This is a genomic window from Pseudomonas sp. TMW22090, assembly GCF_022496665.1.
GTDB classification, from domain to species: Bacteria; Pseudomonadota; Gammaproteobacteria; order Pseudomonadales; family Pseudomonadaceae; genus Aquipseudomonas; species Aquipseudomonas gregormendelii.
This window is the reverse complement of record NZ_SCFH01000002.1, coordinates 145,268-166,242: the sequence shown is the minus strand read 5'-3', so window position 1 is coordinate 166,242 and position 20,975 is coordinate 145,268. Positions and strand designations below refer to the sequence as shown.

Below are 20,975 nucleotides of genomic sequence, written 5' to 3'. Positions count from 1 at the left end.
TGAACTGACGCCATCGCGGGCAAGCCCGCTCCCACAAGGTTTTGTGCCATTCCCCAAACATACGCAAGACATAAACCTGTGGGAGCGGGCTTGCCCGCGATGACGCTGGTAAGGCTTACAACAGGCTGATCGGGTAGCTGACGATCAGCCGGTTCTCATCGAACTCGTTATTGCTGTAGTCCCGGCGCATGGTCGAATTGCGCCATCTGACGTTCAAGTCCTTCAGCGCACCGCTCTGCACGGTGTAGCCCAGTTCGCTTTCGCGACCCCATTCCTTGCCATCAGTGATCGTGCCGGTGTGGACGTTGCTGCCGCTGATGTAGCGGTTCATCAAGGTTAACCCGGGCATACCGACGGCGACGAAGTTGTAGTCGTGGCGCAGTTGCCAGGATTTCTCCCGGGCATTGTCGTAACTCGAGTTATAACTGTCGTTGGCCAGCGTACCGCCGCTGGTACCGTTGACCCGCATCCAGGCGCTATCGCCGGTGAGTTTCTGCAGGCCCAGGTAGAAAGTATGGCCGCCATACTTCGCCGAGAACAAGCCGGACCAGGTCTTGTTGTCCAGCTCGCCAGCGCGAGCGCTACCGTCGTCATTGCCGTAGAAAAAGCCGAGGTTGGCGCCCAGTGTCCAGTCGCCCAGGGGCTGGCTGTGGATCACATTGACGAACTGCTGGCTGTAGATGTCCTTCAACTCGGCGTTCCACAGCGCAAGCTGGGTGCGTTTATCGTTGAACACATATTCGCCGCCCTGGAAGTTGAATCTGTCCGAGGTGAAAGACGGCTTCCCGGTCATCGACATGTCGATCATGCTGCTGTCGTCGCGCGGACTATTGGCGCGGAACTGCCCACCGTACAGCGTCAGCCCAGCCAACTCCCTGGAAGTGATCTGGCCGCCCCTGAAGGTTTGCGGCAGGGATCGGCCGTCGTCCGAACGCAGGACCGGCAGCACGGGCATCCATTCGCCGACTTTGACTTCGGTTTGCGACAGCTTCGCCTTGAACGCCACGTTGGTGCGACCGAAGTTATCGGCGGGGCGGCCGTCTTGATCCAGGGGTAGCAGCTGAGTCCCGCCGGTGCCCTTGCCGCCATCGAGCTTCACCGAGTACAGCCCCAGCACATCCATGCCAAACCCGACGGTGCCTTGGGTGAACCCGGATTTCGCATCCAGGATAAAGCTCTGCGTCCACTCTTCAGCCTTGCCCTGGGTCTTGGTCGGGTTGGTAAAATTACGGTTGATGTAGAAATTGCGCAGGTTCAGGTTGACCTTGGCGCCTTCGACGAAACCCGACTCCTCGGCGGACGCGGTGCCAGCTGCGGCGGCCAGGGCAACGGCGATCAGGCTGGGATATAAGTAGTGCGCAGTGGAAGGCGTCATGGGTAGGGGTCTCTCTATTTATTGGGGATGCAACGGGGAATGCCGCAACCTGAGGCTGCAGTTGAAGATGCGTATCGGGGAGGTAGAGAAACGGTTTCAGCCGGACAGGGCAGGGCGCTGGGACATGGTCGAACCTGGAGGTTATTGGTTTTGTGAAGCGAATGGTGCGCGGAATGTACTAGATGGTTCAATCTGTGACTGAGAGTTTTGGGCGATTATCGAACGATAAAGAATCAAAAGATCGCAGCCTTCGGCAGCTCCTACAGGTGTGCGCGAATGCCTGTAGGAGCTGCCGAAGGCTGCGATCTGTTGATCTTGAAGCCCAACAAAAAGCCCACCTGTCAGGTGGGCTTCGATATTGCGACAAGCGCTATCAGAACAGCTTTAGCTTAGGCGCTTCTTCTTTCACCGGCTCGTTTTGCGCGGTTTGCGCATTCCAGCCACCACCCAGTGCCTTGTACAGATTAACTGCGCTGACCAGCTGGGCCAGACGATCGGTGATCAGTACCTGCTGTGCGCTGAACAACTGGCGCTGGGCATCGAGGAAGGTCAGGTTGCTGTCGACGCCAATGCGATAACGACGCTCGGCCAGACGGTAGTAGTCCTGGTTGGCGGTGACGAAATCACGCTGTGCCTGCAGCTGCTGGGTGTAGGTCTGGCGCGCTGCCAGGCCGTCGGCGACTTCCTGGAACGCCGTTTGAATGGACTTCTCGTAGTTCGCCACGCCAATGTCTTTCTGGATTTTCGAGTAATCCAGGCTGGCACGCAGGCTGCCGGCGTTGAAGATCGGCAGGTTGATCTGCGGCTGGAACAACCAGGTGCCCGAGCCGCCCTTGAACAGGCCGGACAGGTCCGGGCTCAGGGAACCGGCATTGGCTGTCAGGCTGATACTCGGGAAGAACGCAGCCCGCGCGGCGCCGATGTTGGCGTTGGCGGCCTTGAGGTTGCGCTCGGCCTGGAGGATGTCCGGGCGCCGTTGCAGCAAGTCCGACGGCAGGCCTGGCGGTACATCGCTCAGCAAGTCGTCAGCCAGGGGCCGGGTGGGCTGCAGGTTCGCCGGCAGGCCGGTACCGAGCAGCAGCACCAGGCTGTTTTCATCCTGCGCGACCTGGCGGGTGTACTTGGCCAGTTGCGCCCGGGCGTTTTCAACCGAGGTGCGCGACTGCGCCAGGTCCAGTGCCGAGGCGACGCCCACCTCGTTGCTGCGCGAAGTGAGCTTGTAGCTCTCCTCGAACGCACCAAGGGTGTCCTGGGTCAGCTTGAGCAGTTCCTTGTCGGCTTGCCAGGTCAGGTAGGCGTTGGCCACGTTGGCCACCAGGCTGATCTGCGTGCTGCGACGGCCTTCTTCAGTGGCGAAGTACTGTTGCAGGGCTTCTTCGCTCAGGCTGCGAACACGACCGAACAGGTCGAGTTCGTAAGCGCTGATGCCGACCGTAGCAGAGTAGGAACTGGTGATCCCTGCCTCGCCGGTTTGCGAAGCGTTGGCCGGAACGCGCTGGCGGCTGCCAGTGCCATTGGCCGACACCGCCGGGAACAGGTCCGCACGCTGGATGCGGTACTGCGCGGCAAAGGCGTCGATGTTCAACGCGGCGACTCGCAGGTCACGGTTGTTTTCCAGAGCCACCTGGATCAGCTGTTGCAGGACCGGGTCATGGAAAAACTGCTTCCAGCCCTGTTCAGCAGCGGCCTGACCTGGCGCCTGGGCCGGCGAATAAGCCGGCCCTTGCGGGTACTGGCTCGCCACCGGTGCTTCAGGCTGCTGATAATCGGGTATCAGCGAGCAGCCACCAAGTACGAACGCGGCGACTGCCAGGGAGAGTAGCGACTTGCTCATTGGCCAGCCTCTTTAGGAGTTTCAGTAGTGTCATCCGGGTCGGTTTTTTTGCGCTGACCAATGGAGGACACGGTAACGAAGAACAGTGGTACCCAGAAAATCGCCAGGACCGTGGCCGTGATCATACCGCCAATAACGCCTGTACCGATGGCATGTTGGCTACCTGAACCGGCACCAGTGGAAATCGCCAGGGGCACTACGCCCAGGACAAAGGCCAGCGAGGTCATGATGATCGGGCGCAAACGCATGCGGCACGCTTCGATCGCAGCCTCTCGCAGGCTCTTGCCCTGCTCGTGCAGTTCCTTGGCGAATTCAACGATCAGGATGGCGTTTTTCGCCGCCAGTCCGATAGTCGTCAACAGGCCCACCTGGAAGTAAACGTCGTTGGACAGCCCGCGCAGACTGGTCGCCAGCAGTGCCCCGATGATCCCCAAAGGTACTACCAGCATCACCGCAATCGGAATCGACCAGCTTTCGTACAGAGCCGCCAGGCACAGGAACACCATCAGCAGCGATAACGCGTACAGCGCCGGAGCCTGCGAGCCGGACAGGCGTTCCTCGTACGACAGGCCGGTCCAGGAAATCCCTACACCCGCCGGGAGTTTCTTCGCCAGCGCTTCGACTTCGGCCATGGCCTCACCGGTGGAATAACCCGGCGCCGGGGCTCCGAGAATTTCCATCGCCTCTACACCGTTATAACGCGACAGCTTAGGTGCGCCGTAGATCCACTGGCCCTTGGCAAAGGCCGAGAACGGCACCATGGTTCCTTCGGAGTTACGCACGTACCATTTCTTGATGTCTTCGGGGCTCATCCGCGAATCAGGCTGGCCTTGCACGTACACCTTCTTCACCCGACCGCGGTCGATGAAGTCGTTGACGTAGCTACTGCCCAAGGCAATCGACAGGGTGGTGTTGATGTCGCTGAGCGTGAGGCCCAGGGCACTGGCCTTCTCGTCATCGATTTCCAGCTGGTATTGCGGTTCGTCGTTCAGGCCGTTGGGACGTACCTGCGACAGCACCTTGCTCTGCGCGGCCATGCCGAGGAACTGGTTGCGCGCTTCCATCAGTTTTTCGTGGCCGATGCCGGCACGGTCCTGGAGGAATACGTCAAAGCCCGTGGCGTTACCCAACTCCAGTACCGCAGGTGGCGCGAAGGCGAACACCATGGCGTCACGGAACGAGAAGAAATGCTTTTGGGCCCGGGCGGCCAGGTTGAATACGCTGTTATCGGCGTTTCGCTCGCCCCAGGGTTTGAGCATGATAAAGGCCAAGCCCGAACTCTGGCCGCGACCGGCGAAGTTGAAGCCGTTCACGGTAAACACCGAGGCCACTGCATCGCCTTCGCCGCCGTCCTTGGATGGCCGCAGCAGGAATTCGCGCATTTCGTCGATCACCACCTGGGTCCGCTGGGCGCTGGAGCCGGCCGGGGTCTGCACCTGGGCGAAGAGTACGCCCTGGTCTTCTTCCGGAAGGAACGCCGTCGGAATGCGGGTGAACAACCAGATCATGCCGACCACGATGATCACGTAGGCCAGCAGGTAAGGGGCCTTGTGCGTGAGCATGTTGCCAACGCCGCGCTCGTAGCTTTTGACGCCGCGGTCGAAACTGCGGTTGAACCAGCCAAAGAAGCCGCGTTTCGGGGTGCCATGTTCGCCTTTCGGAATCGCCTTGAGCATGGTTGCGCAAAGCGCCGGCGTGAAGATCAGGGCCACCAGTACCGACAGGGCCATGGCCGAGACGATGGTGATCGAGAATTGCTTGTAGATCACCCCGGTAGAACCGCTGAAGAACGCCATTGGCAGCAGTACTGCCGAGAGCACCAGGGCGATACCCACCAGTGCACCCTGGATCTGCCCCATGGATTTCTTGGTGGCCTCCTTGGGTGACAGGCCTTCTTCACTCATGACCCGTTCGACGTTTTCCACCACAACGATGGCATCGTCCACCAGCAAGCCGATGGCCAGCACCATGCCAAACATGGTCAGGGTGTTGATGCTGAAACCGAACGCCGCGAGAATCCCGAAGGTACCCAGCAGTACCACCGGCACCGTCATCGTTGTGATGACCGTGGCGCGGAAATTCTGCAGGAACAGGAACATCACCAGGAACACCAGCACGATCGCTTCGACCAGGGTTTCAACCACACCCTTGATCGATTCGGTCACCACTGGCGTGGTGTCGTACGGGAACACCACTTCCATTCCTTGCGGGAAGAAGGGCTTGAGCGTTTCGATGGTGTTACGCAGTGCCTTGGCGGTATCGAGGGCGTTGGCACCGTTGGCCAGTTTCACCGCCAGGCCGGAAGCCGGTGCGCCGTTGAACTGAGCGTTGATGCTGTAGTTCTCACCGCCCAGACCCACATCCGCGACATCGGACAGACGCACTTGCGAGCCGTCCTTGTTGACCTTGAGCAGGATCTTGTTGAACTGCTCGGCGGTCTGCAGGCGGGTTTTGCCGATGATGGTAGCGTTCAGCTGCTGGTCAGGTGCAGCAGGCAAGCCGCCCAGTTGGCCGGAGGACACCTGGATGTTCTGCGCCGCGATGGCCGCCTTGACGTCTACCGGGGTCAGGTTGAAGTTGTTCAACTTGGCCGGATCGAGCCAGACGCGCATGGCGTACTGGGAACCGAAGACCTGGAAGTCACCGACACCGGCGGTCCGCGAGATCGGATCCTGCATGTTGGACACGATGTAGTTGGACAGGTCGTCCTTGGTCATGCTGCCGTCACGCGACACCACACCGATGACCAACAGGAAGTTTTTCACCGCCTTGGTTACGCGGATCCCCTGTTGCTGCACTTCTTGCGGCAGCAGCGGGGTGGCCAGGTTCAGCTTGTTCTGCACCTGGACCTGGGCGGTATCGGAGTTGGTACCCTGCTCGAAGGTCGCGGTAATGGTCATGCTGCCGTCGGAGTTACTTTCCGAGGAGACATAACGCAGGTTATCGATACCGTTGAGCTGTTGCTCGATCACCTGGACCACGGTGTCCTGCACGGTTTGTGCGGACGCGCCTGGGTAGGTTACCTGGATCGCAATGGCCGGTGGCGCAATGCTCGGGTATTGGTTGATCGGGAGTTTGAGGATCGAGAGTGCCCCGACCAGCATGATCACCAGGGCAATTACCCAGGCGAAAATCGGACGGTCGATAAAAAATCTGGACATGGGTTACTCCCCTTTGCCGCTGGAGGCCTTGTCAGCTGCCTGTGCGGGGACCGGGTTCTTGGTGCCTACGTTAGTCGCTTCAGTGGCTTTGACTTCGACACCAGGTTTGACGTACTGCAGCCCTTCGGTGATCAGTCGATCGCCGGCTTTCAGGCCGTCTTCGATCAGCCACTGGCTGCCCACGGTGCGACTGGCCTTGAGCTGGCGCAGCTCGACCTTGTTGTCCGGGCCCACGACCAGTGCCGTTGGCGCGCCCTTGAGGTCGCGAGTCACGCCTTGCTGGGGGGCCAGGATCGCTGCGCTGTTCACACCGGCCTGCAGCTGGGCGTGAACGAACATGCCGGGCAGCAGGGTGTGGTCAGGGTTGGGGAACACGGCGCGCAAGGTCACCGAACCGGTGGTCTGGTCTACCGAGACTTCGGAGAACTCGAGTTTACCGTCCAGCTTGTACTGGCTGCCGTCTTCAAGGGTCAGCTTGACCGCCGCGGCGGTGTCACCGGCCTTTTGCAGGCGCCCGCTTTCCAGTTCGCGGCGCAGTTCCAGCAGCTCCACGGACGACTGGGTCACGTCGACATAGATCGGATCGAGTTGCTGGATCACCGCCATGGCGTCGGTCTGGCCGCTGGTGACCAGGGCACCTTCGGTCACGTTGGAGCGACCGATGCGACCGCTGATAGGCGCGTAGACCTTGGTGTAGCGCACATTGATCTGGGCAGTCTGCACCGAAGCTTCCGCCTGCATGCGGTTGGCCAGCGCCGTGTCGTATTCCTGACGGCTCACGGCCTGCTCTTTCACCAGCAGCTTGTAGCGGTCGGAAATCGACTTGGTCTGCTGCAGGTTGGCTTCGGCGCTTTTCAGCGTGGCTTCATAGACGGCCGGATCGATCTGGTACAGCTGCTGGCCGGCCTTGACGTCGCCGCCTTCCTTGAACAGGCGCTTGAGAATGATGCCGTTGACCTGCGGGCGGACTTCGGCAATGCGGAACGCACTGGTACGACCCGGAAGCTCGGAAGTCAGGGTGAACGATTGTGGCTGCAGCGTCACGACGCCGACCTGAGGGGGTGGTGGGGCGGGGGCCGCCTCTTCCTTTTTACATCCGCTGAGCAGCGATGCAAGGGCGACGGCAGTGACCAGAGCGGTAACAGCTGGCTTGAATTGCATGAAAATCCTCGGGTCAGGCGCGCTAAGTGCGCACTAGAAAGTATGAAAGGTAAAAAATGTGCGCTGAGTGGATAAGTAGCTTGCTAAGGAATATACTTACGTTCATGGTTGTTTGTAAATACCTTTGGCGTTGTACTCATCCTGTTACAAATGCTCCGCGAAGGTTTGAATTGTAGGCCGCAGACGAGTCCCAAGAGCGCTCGCTGCAATTTTATTCAGTGGATGTTCAGACTGCTGAAGCATCCTGATCGAGGTTGTACTGCCATGGTCCGTCGTACCAAAGAGGAAGCCCAGGAAACCCGCAGCCAGATACTCGAAGCGGCAGAAAAAGCCTTCTACGAGCGGGGTGTGGCGCGCACGACACTGGCCGATATCGCCACCCTGGCCGGCGTCACTCGCGGGGCCATCTATTGGCATTTCAGCAACAAGGCCGATGTGGTGCAGGCGATGCTCGATAGCTTGCACGAACCACTGGATGACATGGCCAAGGCCAGCGAGAGCGAGGACGAACCCGACCCCCTGGGCTGCATGCGCAAGCTGCTGATTCATTTGTTTCATCAGATTGCCCTGGACCCGAAAACCCGGCGTCTCAATGAGATCCTGTTTCACAAGTGCGAATTCACCGATGAAATGTGCGACCTGCGCCAGCAGCGTCAGGCCGCCAGCCTGGACTGCAACGTGCGGATCGGCCTCGCCTTGCGTAACGCAGTCAACCGTGGGCAATTGCCGGCAGACCTCGACACCGTCCGTGCCGCCATCAGCCTGCATGCCTACATTGACGGCATTCTGTATCAGTGGCTGCTGGCACCGGACAGCTTTGAGCTGCACGCCGAGGCCGAGCGCTGGGCCGATACAGGGTTGGATATGCTGCGCTTCAGTCCCAGCCTGCGCAAATGAAACAAAATGCGTAAGCAGCAGCGATGTCAAGGGACGAGCGCCGCAGACTGCTTTATATACGTAGAGCCGCCAGGTGGACAGGTAGCGGGCTACGTATTTTGTAGGAGATTTGTGTCAATTGATCTAGCGGGTCTAGCCGTCAGCGCGCCAATACCCTCACTGCTTGAAGGTCAATACACCAGTAATACAAAGCCCCGGCTCTTTCGAGACGAGGCTTTGTTGTAGTGCGTGGCGCTGTTCTGTTTTAGAGCACGGGATAGTCGATGTAGCCCACTGGACCCTTAGCGTAAAACAGTTCCGGACGCGGCTCGTTCAACGGCGCATCAGCCTTCAACCGGGCCGGCAGGTCCGGGTTGGCAATGAACGGCACCCCGAAGGCTACTGCGTCAGCCTTGCCAGCCGCCAGCCAGGCGTTGGCGCTGTCTTTGCTGAAACGTTCATTGGCGATATACGGACCGCCGAACGCTTCTTTCAGTTGTGGCCCGAGGCTGTCGGCGCCTTCTTTTTCCCGGGAACAGATGAACGCGATACCACGTTTGCCCAGCTCTCGGGCGACGTAGGTGAAAGTCTCCGCCAGGTTGTCATCGCCCATGTCGTGGGAGTCGGCGCGAGGCGCCAGGTGCACGCCAACTCGGCCGGCGCCCCAGACTTCAATGGCGGCGTCGGTCACTTCCAGCAACAGGCGGGCGCGGTTTTCCAGAGAGCCACCGTAGTGGTCGGTGCGCTGGTTGGTGCTGCTTTGCAGGAACTGGTCAAGCAGGTAGCCGTTGGCGCCGTGGATTTCCACGCCGTCGAAGCCGGCGGCCTTGGCGTTTTCGGCACCCGTGCGGTAGGCGTCGACGATGTCGGCGATTTCAGCGGTTTCCAGGGCGCGTGGGGTCGGGTAGTCGGCCAGAGGGCGCACCAGGCTGACGTGGCCTTTTGGCTGAATGGCGCTGGGTGCGACAGGCAGTTCACCGTTCAGGTACGACTCGTGAGAAACCCGGCCGACGTGCCACAGTTGCAGGAAGATCTTGCCGCCTGCGCCGTGGATGGCCTTGGTTACGTTGCTCCAGCCGCGTACCTGGTCGTTGGACCAGATACCTGGGGTGTCCGGGTAGCCAACACCCATCGGCGTGACCGAGGTGGCCTCGCTGAGGATCAGGCCAGCCGAGGCCCGCTGTACGTAGTACTCGGCCATGAGCGCATTCGGCACCCGGCCTTCGTCGGCGCGGCAGCGGGTCAAAGGCGCCATGATGATGCGGTTGGCGAGTTCGACGTCGCCCAGTTTGATTGGATCGAAAATAGTCGTCATGAAATACAAGCCTCGTGGGAGATCAATGGGTAGCAGGGGCCAGTTCGGCATTGCCGCTCTGGCGGAAAGTAATCAGCGTCACCAACAGGGCCAGGACTGCCAGGGCAGCGGCCGCCAATGGCACGCGGGTCAGGCCGAAGCCGTGGGCGATAACGCTGCCGCCGACCCAGGCGCCCAGCGCGTTGCCGACGTTGAACGCGCCGATGTTCAGGGTCGACACCAGGTTCGGTGCCGCCTTGCCGAAAGTCACCACGTTGATCTGCAACGCCGGGACGGCGGCGAACGAGGCGGTGGCCCAGAGGAACAGGGTGATTTCGGTCGGGATCAGCGCCACGCTGGTCCAGGTCAGCACGGTGGAGACCACGGCCATCGAGATGAAAACGCCAATCAGGGTCGCTGCCAGTCGCTTGTCCGCCAGCTTGCCGCCGATGATGTTGCCCACGGTAAGGCCCAGGCCAATCAACAGCAGGGTCCAGGTAACGCCTTTGGGCGAGACGCCGGTAACGTCACCGAGCAGCGGCGCGACATAGGTGAACAAGGTGAACATCGAGGCGGCGAATAGCGCGGTCATGCTCAGGGACAACCAGATGCCGGCGCCCTTGAGTGCCCGCAATTCGGCGCGCATGTCGAGTTTCTCTTCATCGCGCTTGGCGGGCAGGAACCGAATCAGGCCGATCAGCGCAATCACGCCAATGACGGTCACTGCCCAGAAGGTCGAGCGCCAGCCGGCTTCCTGGCCGAGGGCAGTACCCAGTGGTACGCCGAGGACGTTGGCCAGGGTCAGGCCAGTGAACATCAGGGCCACCGCGGATGCGCGCTTGTTAGCCGGAACCAGTCCTGCCGCCACCACCGAGCCGATGCCGAAGAAGGCGCCGTGGCACAGCGCCGTCACTACACGGGCGAACATCAGTACGTTGTAGTCACTGGCCAGCGCGCAAAGCAGATTGCCGATGATGAAAATGCCCATCAACGCTACCAGGGCGGCCTTGCGCGGCAATTTGGCGGTGGCCAGTGCCATGAACGGCGCACCGATGGCCACGCCCAGTGCGTAACCCGTCACCAGCCAGCCGGCGCCAGGAATCGACACGCCGAGGTCGGCCGCCACATCGGGCAACAGGCCCATGATGACGAACTCGGTGGTGCCGATGGCGAAGGCGCTCAAGGCCAGGATGAGGAGCGAGAGTGGCATGTTGATTCCTTGTGGGCTGGCCGACTGGAAGGGTCAGAGCTCTTTACTGAAGGTGCTGAGGAATTCCTGGATGGTTTCCTCGTTGCGTTTGAAAAAATGCCATTGCCCGACTTTGCGGCTGCTGATCAGGCCGGCGCGTTGCAGGGTGGCCAGGTGCGCGGAAACTGTGGATTGCGACAGGCCGCAGCGTTGATCGATCTGTCCGGCGCAGACTCCGTGTTCGTTGCTGTGGGTCTGGTCGGGGAATTCGACGGTCGGGTCTTTCAACCAGTGCAGGATTTCTCGCCGGACTGGGTGTGCCAGGGCTTTTATTATTTCGTCGAGATTGATAGGCATGGTATGGGCTCGTGATGAGTAAAACGCTATATCGCGATGAGGCGAACTTTAAATCGCTATTTCGCGATACACAAATATGATTTTGGTCTGATGACCGCATAATTCGCTATATCGAGTTATAACGATACGTTGACTGTAACGGTTCGGGTGCGCAGTGCTAAGCTGGGCGACATGAATTATCTCGCACATCTGCACCTCGGTGGCCAGCGCCCCGGTCAACTGCTCGGCAGCCTGTATGGCGATTTCGTCAAAGGGCGGCTGCAGGGGCAGTTTGATCCGGAGGTCGAGGCGGCCATCCAGTTGCATCGCAGTATTGACGTGTTTACCGACCGGCATCCGTTGGTCGATGTTTCGTTGTCGCGTTTTTCCCTGACTCGCCGGCGTTACGCCGGGATCGTCCTCGATGTGTTTTTCGATCACTGCCTGGCGCGGGACTGGGGCCTGTATGCCGAGCAGCCGCTGGAACTGTTCACTTCGGATGTGTACCGGGTGCTGGCCAGTGAGCGGCAACTGCCGGAACGCCTGGCGAGGATTGCGCCGCACATGATGGCCAATGACTGGTTGGGGTCTTATCGCCAGTTCGATGTGCTGGAGCAGGTACTGCGCGGGATTTCACGGCGGCTGACCCGGCCAGAGGAGCTGGCCGGGGCGATGCAGGAATTGCGCGTGCTGTATGAGCCGCTGAGCGAGGATTTCCGGTTGTTCTACCCTCAGCTTCAGCGCTTTGTGCAGGACCATCCAGCAAAATAGACCTTGGGGAGACCCTGCTCGCGATTGCGGTCTGTCATCCAACAGAGTTGTCGACTGATACACCGCTATCGCGAGCAGCGCTCGCTCCCACAGGAGATTTGTTGTTTCGGGGAATGGTGTCAGGCAGCTATAGCAGGGCGCATCGGCCTTTGCTGCTGTTCCGGAATCGCCCCAAACAATGCCTTCTGCACCGCCTGCTGCGCATCGAACGCCAGCGCCGCGCGTTCCCGGCCTTCACAAGCGATTGGCTTGAGCAGATGAATTTCCACATCACCGCGCTCATTGCCGAACAGACGCATCAGGTGCGACAGCAAGTCATCGTCGCCAACAAAAGGCGCCAGCGAATCCAGCTCACCCCCGCGCAGATAACGAATCGCCACCGGTTGCAGCTTCACCTGGGAATCAATCGCCGCGGATAGCAGGCGACCATGGAAGGTGCGCAGCGAGCGGCCATCGGTGGTGGTGCCTTCCGGGAACATCAACAGGGGATGGGCCTGCTGCAGATGACGGGCCATCTGCTTGCGGATCAACTGGCTGTCGCCCGAACCACGACGAATGAACAGGCTGCCGGCCTTGGCCGCCAGCCAGCCCGCCACCGGCCAGGTGCGCACCTCGGCCTTGGACAGGAACGACAGCGGGGTGAGCATGCCCAGCAGCGGAATGTCGGTCCAGGACACGTGATTGCTGACCCAGAGCATCGGCTGCTGCGGCAGTTCGCCGTGGACGGTCACACGAAAGGGCAGGGCATTGGCCAGGCGCGCCATGAAGAAACGCGACCAGCGCTGGCGGCGCGCCATGGAGTGCGCGATCCCCAGGCGCTCGAACAACCCGAACACGCCAGCCATGCTCAACCCCAGCGTTACCACCACCAGCACTCGTGCGATTCGCGCGTACACCCGCAACCGGCTCATCACATGGCCGCCTTGAAGTGCTTGGCGTAACGCGGGCAGAGTTCATCGCGCTTGAGCAGGATAAATACGTCGGCCACCTGGAAGTCTTCATCCCAGCAGGGCTCGCCGCAAATCTTCGCGCCCAGGCGCATGTACGCCTTGAGCAGCGGTGGCATTTCGGCGATGACGTTGGAGGGAATGGCCAGTGCCGGCAGCGGTTTTTTCGGCTCGGCACGCAGGTGTTCGGTGCACAGGTAGCGCTCGCGCAGGCGCTGCATGATCGCATGGGCCTGGATTCCGCCATCCTGCATCGGGATGCTGGCACAGCCCATCAGGTAGCTGTAGCCGCCCTGGTTCAACACTTCGGCCAGCTCACCCCAGAGCACGGCGATGGTGCCGCCGTTGCGATAGGCGGGGTCGACGCAGGTGCGCCCGATTTCCAGAATCGGGCCCTGCAAGTGGACCAGGCCATGCAGGCTGAACTCCTCTTCGCTGTAGAACCTGCCCAGGCTGCTCGCGGCCTGGTGGTCAAGCAGGCGGGTAGTCGCTACCAGGCGGCCGGTGTTCAGGTCGCGCACCCCGATGTGGGCGCAGTGAACGTCGTAGTCATCCATGTCCAGACCCCACTCCGCGCCCTTCAGCTTGGCGTTGAATTCGCCGCTGAACACGTTGAAGCGCAGAGCCTGGGCTTCCTGCAGCGCGTCGGCACCTACCAGGCGTTCGGCTTGCAGGCGACGTTCATTGCCGGTGTCGCGGATGTGGGCGATCTGGGTCATGGCGAATCTCCGTGCGGGCTGGTCACCCGTCTTGGGTGGCAGTCGATCGACTTTCTTTATGCAGCCGTGTTGTGCAAAGTCAGGCTATGTAGCCCCGGTGTCATCGCCATGAAGCTTTGGTGATGCTTGTATGACAGCCCTTGAGGAGCCTTCAATGCCTTGGCAGAACCTGTTGAAACGTTGTGATCGAGTGCCGGCCAGTGCGGACCTGGCAGAAGGCTTTGCCAATCTTTTGCAGCAACTGGGGAGTGTCACGCCCTTCGAGCTGGCAGTGGCGGGCGGGCGATTGATGGCGACGCCGGGGCTGGCATTTCTGGTGGGGTATCAGGCTGCGTTACGCATGCTCTGGCCAAGCGCGCCATTGAGCCTGGGTGCCATGTGTGCGACCGAGCAGCGCAGCCTGCGGGTGGCGGACATGCAGACTCGCCTGGGCGATCTACGCCTGAGTGGCCGCAAGGATTTCGTCACTGCGGGCAATGCCGCTGACTGGCTGCTGGTCGCCGCGCGTAGCGAGCAGCCCGGCGAAGCGCCTCGCCTGAGCCTGGCGGTGGTGTATCCAGGCGAGCCCGGAGTACGCCTGGAGCACCTGCCGTCGATCCCGTTGATGCCGGATATCAGCCACTGTCGGCTGTATCTGGAGAACGCCCAATGCGAATTGCTGGCCGGGGACGGTTGGGACGCCTACGTCAAACCGTTCCGCACCCTGGAAGATATCTATGTGCTGAGCGCAATGACCGCCTGGCTTTACGGTATAGGGCAGGACAGTGACTGGCCACGGTCCCTGCAACTGCGCTTGCTGGCGTTGCTCGCCGGATGTGCGGAAGTCAGCCGCCAGGCGCCGAACAATCCGGCAGGGCATGTGCTGCTGGGCGGTTTGTTCGCCCAGTTCGATGGGCTCAAGGTCGAGATCGGCCTGGCGCTGGCGGATGGGCCGCCGCACTGGGCGGCGATGTGGCAGCGCGATCAGGCGGTGATGGATCTGGCAGCGGTGGCGCGGGGCAAGCGGTTGGCCAAGGCATTGGCGTGAGCTGCGCTGGATTGAATGGCGCCATCGCGGGCAAGCCTTGCTCCTACAGGGATTTGCAGTGCACACGCGACTCTTGCGCGACGTAGGAGCTGCCAAGTGAAACGAGGCTGCGATCTTTTGATCTTGCTGGTGGCTAAACCAGGTCAAAAGATCGCAGCCTCGTTTCACTCGTCAGCTCCTACCGTCTGGTCTGCCCCCCAAAAGTGATAATTGATGTCTAACATTTTGAGGCAGACCAGTCAGCGGTGTGGCCACTGACCTGTGGGAGCAAGGCTTGCCGCGATGGCGTCTCCAAGGTCCCACCCAACTTAAAACTGTAATTAGCTTCAACTAGGCTCAACAGGTCCAACCTCCCGAGCCCTCACCATGTCCAAAGGTTTGTCCCTGTGTTTCCTGGTGATGCTCAGTGTCTGCGCCCGTGCCGAAACCTGGCCCGGGGAACAGTGGTCCAGCGGCCCGAGCCTGAGCGGGCCAACGCTGCAAGCCTTGGAGGCCTACGCATTCGCGCCCCGTAATGACAACACCCGGGCAGGTATACGCACCGATGCCTTGCTGGTGATCCGCGACGGCCAATTGCTTTACGAACGCTACTGCGCACCGACCACTGCCGATACGCCGCACCTGACCTGGTCGATCAGCAAAAGCCTCATGGCCACGGTCCTCGGCGTGGCCTATGGCGAAGGCCTGTTCAAGCTTTCGGACCCGGTGCTGAAGTTCTATCCGGCGCTGGGAAAGCATCCGGCCATCAGCATGGCTGACCTGCTGCACTGGGCCTCCGGCCTGGACTGGCAGGAAGACTACGAGTACGCCCCGCTGAAGTCCTCGGTGGTGGCGATGCTGTATACCCGCGGTCATTCGAATATGGCCGCGTTCACCGCCTCCCATGACGCGTACGCCGAGCCCGGCCAGGTGTTTCGCTATTCCAGTGGCGACAGTAATCTGCTGTCCGCCGCGCTGAAAAACATCGTCGGGCCGGCGCGTTATCCGGACTATCCATGGACCGCCTTGTTCGAGCCGCTGGGCATCCGCGACGCGACCTGGGAGGCCGACGCCAGTGGCACTTTCGTCGCATCCTCCTATGCCTACCTCACCGCCCGCGATCTGGCACGTATCGGTTTGCTGATGGCGCGCGACGGGCGCTGGGGCGAGCGGCAATTGCTGCCCAAAGACTGGGTTGCCTTCAATCGCGAGCCCTTCACGCGGTACAAGGCCCACCAGGACGCCACGGTGCCGGGCGGACATTGGTGGCTTAACCGCGCCGTCGAGGGTGCCGCGCGACCCTGGCCCGATGCACCTGCCGATACTTTCGCAGCACTCGGCCATTGGGGGCAGGCGCTGTACGTGATCCCCAGCGAAAACCTCGTGATCGTGCGCTATGGTGATGATCGCGATGGCAGCTATAACCACAACACATTACTCAGGCTGGTGCGCCGGGCAGTCGCCGGGCAGGTGCAGCCGTGATTCGCCGCAGCTTTGTACGCCGCCGTCCTCTCACCACGCTGTGGTTGATTGTGCTTTTCGCCCTGCTTGGCTGGGTGTGGCAGGAGCGGGTGGCGCTGTGGGCGTTTCCTGACATCATCAGCGCCTACACGGCGAAGGAATATTGCTCGTGCCGTTACGTGATGAACAAACCCGCCGAGTATTGCCACCGCTATGTGAAGCAGTGGCTGCCGACCAGCGGTTTCGCGGATGACTCCGCCAGCAAGACCGTCTCCGTCAGTGGCTTGGGTCGCAGCAGCAGCGCGCAGTGGCTCGGCGCGCGTCAGGGCTGTCGCCTGATGCCCTGAAACCGGTAGCAACTGGAGAAACCCTGCAGGAGTGAGCCTGCTCGCGATTGCGATCTGGCATCCACTGCCAATGCTGGATGTGAAACCGCCATCGCGAGCAGGCTCGCTCCCACAGGATTTCGACTGCGATGTTTCGACGCCACAGTTTGCAATGCGCTCAGGGGCGGTTAAGGTTCGCTCAGGTTTATCTGCCCCACGAGTCTTTATGTTCAAGCGGTCCCTTTGCAAAACTCTCGCCTTTCTGTTGCTGGCCGGCGCTACTGCGTCGGCGCAGGCCAACTGGTACCTCGATGGCGAGTCGTCGCGGCTGTCTTTTATCAGCACCAAGAACGCCAACATTTCCGAAGTGCAACGCTTCCTCGTGCTGCACGGCAAGGTCAGCCCCAAAGGCCTGGCGGAGGTCGAAGTCGAGCTGGACTCGGTGAACAGTGGTATTCCATTGCGCGACGAACGCATGCGCAAGGAGCTGTTCGACACCAAGACCTTCCCCGAAGCCCTGATCACTACGCAAATTGACCTGGGCCCGATCAATGATCTCGCCTCCGGTGCCCAGCTCGAGTTGCGCCTGCCGGTGACCGTTAACCTGCATGGCAAGACCCACGAATACAACGCCGAGCTGTTGGCGACTCGTCTTGATGACCGGCGATTTCAGGTAGTGACGCTGGAGCCGCTGGTGATCAACGCGGCGGACTTCGACCTGGCGCCGGGGCTGGAAAGCTTGCGCAAGGTCGCCGGCCTATCGGCGATCAGCCTGTCGGTACCGGTGGGTGCGGTACTGATCTTCACGGCGCGCTGACTGCCATGGCCGGTGCGATCTTCCCCTGGCGTGAAGGCAACAGCTTTGAGCTGTTGATCGATGGTCCGCAGTTCTTCCCGCGAATGCTGGTGGCGATCGCACGCGCCGAGGAACAGGTCGAACTGGAGCTGTATCTGGTGGAGGCGGGCGCCTGCGCCGAAGCCATGGTGCAGGCGTTGACCCAGGCCGCCGAGCGCGGAGTGCGTGTGCACTGCCTGTTCGATGACTATGGCAGCCTCGCATTTACCCAGGCCCTGCGTCAGCGCCTGATAGCCGCTGGCGTGGAGTTGCGCTTCTACAATCGCTTGAGCTGGCGGCGCTGGGTGGGCAACTTCTATCGTGACCACCGCAAACTGCTGTTGGTCGATCAGAGCCTGGCGGTGGTCGGCGGCACTGGCGTCACCGATGAGTTCTGGAACCCGGGGGAGGACGTCAGCGAGTGGCACGAGGTCATGGTGGAAATTTCCGGTCCTCTGGTGATCGACTGGCAGTTGCTGTTTGACCGCCAATGGATCGCCAACCGCCATCGCCGCGCCTGGAGGCCTGCGGCGCATTTCGGTTTGCCGCGCCTGCCCAAGGTGCCTTCCACGGGCGAGGGCATGGGGCGGGTGGCGTACGCTGATGCGCGCCAGCACCGCGATATCCTGCAGTCGCTGATCCGTGCGCTGAACAGCGGGCAGAAACGCATCTGGCTCGCCACGCCCTATTTCCTGCCGACCTGGAAGGTCCGTCGCTCGCTGCGCCGCGCTGCGTCGCGGGGGATCGATGTGCGGCTGCTGCTCACTGGGCCGCGCACCGATCACCCGTCGGTCCGCTACGCCGGGCATCGTTATTACCCCCGGTTGCTGAAGTCTGGCGTGAAGATCTTCGAGTACCAGCCCTGTTTCCTGCACTTGAAAATGGTCCTGGTCGATGACTGGGTCAGCATCGGCTCGTGCAATTTCGATCACTGGAATTTGCGTTTCAACCTGGAAGCCAACCTTGAAGCCCTGGACCCGGGGTTGACCCGAGCGGTGGTGGCCAGTTTCGAGAAGGATTTTGCCCAGAGCCAGGAAGTCAGCCTGGAGGCCTGGCGGCGCAGGCCGCTGTGGCGGCGGGTGAAGCAGCGGGTGTGGGGATGGGTGGATCGGCTGGTGGTGAATTTGCTGGATCGGCGCGGGTAGTCGTAAATTATTGTGAGAGCGGGCTTGCCCGCGATGACGGCCTGACAGTCAACGTAGATGTTGGATGTTATGGCCTCATCGCGGGCAAGCCCGCTCCCACAGTGTTTCGCAGTGTCCGAGGGGTTACAGCAACTCAAAACTCTGCTGAGTCACGTCCTGCGAGTCCAGGCCGATCTGCACGTTGAACTTGCCAGGCTCTGCCGCGTACTTGAGCCGGGTGTTGAAGAACTTCAGGTCATCCTCGGTGATGGTGAAGTGCACGACTTTCTGTTCGCCGGCCTTGAGCATGATTTTCTGGAAGTTCTTCAGCTCCTTCACTGGCCGGATCATCGAACCGGTGACGTCCTGGATGTACAACTGCACCACGGTCTCGCCATCACGCTTGCCAGTGTTCTTCAGCATGACGCTGGCATCAAGCTTGCCGGTCTTGTTCAGCGTGGTCGATGACAACGCCATGTCGCTCAGGCTGAAATCGGTGTAGCTCAGGCCAAAACCGAATGGAAACAGCGGGCCGGTTGTGTCATCGAAGTACTGCGAGGTGTAGTTGCCCGGCTTGCCCGGCGTGAACGGCCGGCCAATGCTCAGGTGGTTGTAGTAGGTCGGAATCTGGCCTACCGAACGCGGGAAGGTCAGGGGCAGTTTGCCCGAGGGGTTGTAGTCGCCGAAGAGCACGTCAGCGATGGCATTGCCCCCTTCGGTGCCGCTGAACCAGGTTTCCAGAATGGCATCTGCCTGGTCCTTTTCTTCAAGGATCGACAGTGGACGCCCGTTCATCAACACCAGGACCAATGGCTTGCCGGTGGCCTTGAGGGCCTTGATCAGTTCGCGCTGGCTGGCGGGGATGTTCAGGTCGGTGCGGCTCGAGGACTCGTGGGACATGCCACGGGATTCGCCCACCGCTGCCACTACCACATCGGCGTCCTTGGCCGCTTTCACGGCTTCGTCGATCAGCACTTGGGCCGAGCGCGGATCATCCACCACTTCCGGTGCGTCAAAGTTCAGGAAGTTAAGGTAATCCAGGACCTTCCTGTCGCTGGTGATGTTGGCGCCGCGGGCGTAGATCAACGTTGCCTTGTCGGCCATGGCCGCGTTCATGCCGTCGAACAGGGTCACTGATTGCGCGGGTCTGCCGGCAGCGGCCCAACTGCCCATCATATCGATTGGCGCCTTGGCCAACGGACCGACCAGGGCGATCTTCGCGGTTTTCTTCAACGGCAGGGTCTCGCCCTGGTTCTTCAGCAGCACCAGGCTGCGACGTGCTACGTCACGGGCCTCGGCACGGTGCAGGCGGCTTTCGGCGTAGGTGTCGGCCGGGTCATCCTCGGCCTTGCCGATGCGCAGGTACGGGTCCTTGAACAGCCCCATGTCGTACTTGGCGCCGAGCACAGCCCGCACGGCATTGTCGATGTCGCTCTGCTCGATCTCCCCAGCCTTCAGCAACCCTGGCAGTTCCTTGCCATAAAGGGTGTCGTTCATGCTCATGTGGATGCCGGCCTTGATCGCCAGCTTCGCCGCTTCACGGCCATCGCGAGCAACGCCGTGCTTGATCAGCTCGAAAATCGCCCCGTGGTCGCTGACAGCCAGGCCCTTGAAGCCCCAGTCCTTGCGCAACAGGTCATTCATCAGCCAAGTGTCGGCGGTCGCCGGTACGCCGTTGATCGAGTTCAGTGCCACCATGACTCCGCCGGCGCCAGCATCAATCGCGGCGCGGTACGGCGGCAGATAGTCCTGGTACATCTTGACCGGGCTCATGTCGACCACGTTGTAGTCGCGACCGCCCTCTACCGCGCCATACAAGGCAAAGTGCTTGACGCTGGCCATGATGCTGTCGGCCGCATTCGCGCCGGCACCCTGGAACGCCTTGACCATCACCCCGGCGATGCGCGACACCAGGTAGGTGTCCTCGCCGAAGCCTTCGGAAGTGCGGCCCCAGCGCGGGTCGCGAGAGATGTCGACCATCGGTGCGAAGGTGATGTCGAGACTGTCGGCGGCGGCCTCTTTGGCAGCAATGCGCCCGGACAGGCCGATGGCGTCCATGTCCCAGCTCGACGCCAGGGCCAGCGGAATCGGGAAAATCGTCCGGTGGCCGTGGATCACGTCATAGGCGAAGAACATCGGGATCTTCAACCGGCTACGCATCGCTGCGTCTTGCATCGGACGGTTTTCCGGGCGGGTGATCGAGTTGAACGTGCCGCCGATGTTGCCGGCGGCAATTTCCTTGCGGATCATCTCGCGCGGCATTTCCGGGCCGATGCTGATCAGGCGCAGTTGGCCGATTTTTTCATCGAGGGTCATCTGCTTCATCAGGTTACTGACGAAGGCATCCTTGTTTTCCAGAGGTGCGGGCGTCGCGGCGGCCAGTACGTTATGACTGGCCAGGCTGACGAACAGGCCCAGCAAACACAGCTTCTTCATGAATTGTCTTCTCGAAAGCCTAAGCGGCGATGACTTCGCGCCGGTCAGCCAAAATTGAGGGAGCGACTATTGTTGTTCAGGTAAATGCAGCAAACTTCTGAACTGTTTTAATCCTGGAGCATCT

Annotated in this window: 17 protein-coding genes; 7 read left to right on the top strand and 10 right to left on the bottom strand. The window is 61.0% G+C overall.

Annotated elements, in window-relative coordinates; all coding sequences use genetic code 11:
• Positions 1–115: 115 nt before the first annotated feature.
• The 4 genes from EQV97_RS06820 to EQV97_RS06805 all read right to left on the bottom strand — a co-directional run bounded on the left by EQV97_RS06820 (position 116) and on the right by EQV97_RS06805 (position 7,531).
• Positions 116–1,375: an OprD family porin gene (locus EQV97_RS06820; RefSeq protein ID WP_122837764.1), complete on the bottom strand. Its 1,260-nt coding sequence runs from the start codon at positions 1,373–1,375 to the stop codon at positions 116–118.
• A gap of 373 nt (positions 1,376–1,748) precedes the next feature.
• The gene (gene emhC, locus EQV97_RS06815) at positions 1,749–3,209 is read right to left on the bottom strand and encodes an efflux RND transporter outer membrane subunit EmhC (RefSeq protein ID WP_122837765.1); all 1,461 of its coding nucleotides are present in this window, start codon (positions 3,207–3,209) and stop codon (positions 1,749–1,751) included.
• Positions 3,206–6,370: an efflux RND transporter permease subunit EmhB gene (gene emhB, locus EQV97_RS06810; protein ID WP_122837766.1), complete on the bottom strand. Its 3,165-nt coding sequence runs from the start codon at positions 6,368–6,370 to the stop codon at positions 3,206–3,208. The genes emhC and emhB overlap by 4 nt, the downstream gene beginning before the upstream one ends.
• A gap of 3 nt (positions 6,371–6,373) precedes the next feature.
• A complete protein-coding gene (locus tag EQV97_RS06805; protein ID WP_122837767.1) occupies positions 6,374–7,531 on the bottom strand; it encodes an efflux RND transporter periplasmic adaptor subunit in 1,158 nt (385 codons plus the stop codon).
• A gap of 264 nt (positions 7,532–7,795) precedes the next feature.
• Between EQV97_RS06805 and emhR the strand changes: the two genes are divergently transcribed.
• Positions 7,796–8,428 carry an efflux system transcriptional repressor EmhR gene (emhR, locus tag EQV97_RS06800; RefSeq protein WP_122837768.1) on the top strand — a complete coding sequence of 211 codons (633 nt, stop codon included), beginning with the start codon at positions 7,796–7,798 and terminating at the stop codon, positions 8,426–8,428.
• A 244-nt stretch (positions 8,429–8,672) separates the two neighbouring features.
• Here the strand turns inward: emhR and EQV97_RS06795 are convergent, their stop codons facing one another.
• From EQV97_RS06795 to EQV97_RS06785, 3 genes are read right to left on the bottom strand one after another with little or no spacing between them, the layout of a single operon-like run.
• Positions 8,673–9,722 carry an alkene reductase gene (locus EQV97_RS06795; RefSeq protein WP_122837769.1) on the bottom strand — a complete coding sequence of 350 codons (1,050 nt, stop codon included), beginning with the start codon at positions 9,720–9,722 and terminating at the stop codon, positions 8,673–8,675.
• Between the two features lie 22 nt (positions 9,723–9,744).
• On the bottom strand, positions 9,745–10,911 hold the full coding sequence (locus EQV97_RS06790; protein WP_045061032.1) for an MFS transporter: 1,167 nt from the start codon (positions 10,909–10,911) through the stop codon (positions 9,745–9,747).
• Between the two features lie 33 nt (positions 10,912–10,944).
• Complete coding sequence (locus EQV97_RS06785; protein WP_122837770.1) at positions 10,945–11,247, bottom strand: metalloregulator ArsR/SmtB family transcription factor; 303 nt, start codon at positions 11,245–11,247, stop codon at positions 10,945–10,947.
• Between the two features lie 171 nt (positions 11,248–11,418).
• On the opposite strand from EQV97_RS06785, the gene EQV97_RS06780 reads away from it, so the two are divergent.
• Positions 11,419–11,997 carry an ACP phosphodiesterase gene (locus EQV97_RS06780; RefSeq protein ID WP_240888727.1) on the top strand — a complete coding sequence of 193 codons (579 nt, stop codon included), beginning with the start codon at positions 11,419–11,421 and terminating at the stop codon, positions 11,995–11,997.
• A 119-nt stretch (positions 11,998–12,116) separates the two neighbouring features.
• Here the strand turns inward: EQV97_RS06780 and EQV97_RS06775 are convergent, their stop codons facing one another.
• Positions 12,117–12,908, bottom strand: a complete 792-nt coding sequence (locus EQV97_RS06775) for a lysophospholipid acyltransferase family protein (protein WP_122837771.1) — start codon at positions 12,906–12,908, stop codon at positions 12,117–12,119.
• Entirely contained in the window at positions 12,908–13,663 is a 756-nt protein-coding gene (olsB, locus tag EQV97_RS06770) for an L-ornithine N(alpha)-acyltransferase (RefSeq protein ID WP_045061028.1), read from the bottom strand. The genes EQV97_RS06775 and olsB overlap by 1 nt, the downstream gene beginning before the upstream one ends.
• Before the next feature lie 154 nt (positions 13,664–13,817).
• Between olsB and EQV97_RS06765 the strand changes: the two genes are divergently transcribed.
• The 5 genes from EQV97_RS06765 to EQV97_RS06745 all read left to right on the top strand — a co-directional run bounded on the left by EQV97_RS06765 (position 13,818) and on the right by EQV97_RS06745 (position 18,436).
• Positions 13,818–14,690, top strand: a complete 873-nt coding sequence (locus tag EQV97_RS06765) for an acyl-CoA dehydrogenase family protein (RefSeq protein WP_122837772.1) — start codon at positions 13,818–13,820, stop codon at positions 14,688–14,690.
• Between the two features lie 366 nt (positions 14,691–15,056).
• Positions 15,057–16,151 carry a serine hydrolase gene (locus EQV97_RS06760; protein WP_240888726.1) on the top strand — a complete coding sequence of 365 codons (1,095 nt, stop codon included), beginning with the start codon at positions 15,057–15,059 and terminating at the stop codon, positions 16,149–16,151.
• The gene (locus tag EQV97_RS06755; protein WP_122837774.1) at positions 16,148–16,477 is read left to right on the top strand and encodes an amidase; all 330 of its coding nucleotides are present in this window, start codon (positions 16,148–16,150) and stop codon (positions 16,475–16,477) included. The genes EQV97_RS06760 and EQV97_RS06755 overlap by 4 nt, the downstream gene beginning before the upstream one ends.
• Positions 16,478–16,682: 205 nt before the next feature.
• Positions 16,683–17,273 (top strand): YceI family protein, encoded by a 591-nt coding sequence (locus EQV97_RS06750; RefSeq protein WP_122837775.1) that lies wholly within the window; start codon positions 16,683–16,685, stop codon positions 17,271–17,273.
• Positions 17,274–17,278: 5 nt separating this feature from the next.
• A complete protein-coding gene (locus tag EQV97_RS06745; RefSeq protein ID WP_240888725.1) occupies positions 17,279–18,436 on the top strand; it encodes a phosphatidylserine/phosphatidylglycerophosphate/cardiolipin synthase family protein in 1,158 nt (385 codons plus the stop codon).
• 123 nt (positions 18,437–18,559) lie between these two features.
• On the opposite strand, the gene bglX is transcribed toward EQV97_RS06745, so the two are convergent.
• On the bottom strand, positions 18,560–20,851 hold the full coding sequence (gene bglX / locus EQV97_RS06740; RefSeq protein ID WP_122837777.1) for a beta-glucosidase BglX: 2,292 nt from the start codon (positions 20,849–20,851) through the stop codon (positions 18,560–18,562).
• Between the last annotated feature and the right edge of the window lie 124 nt (positions 20,852–20,975).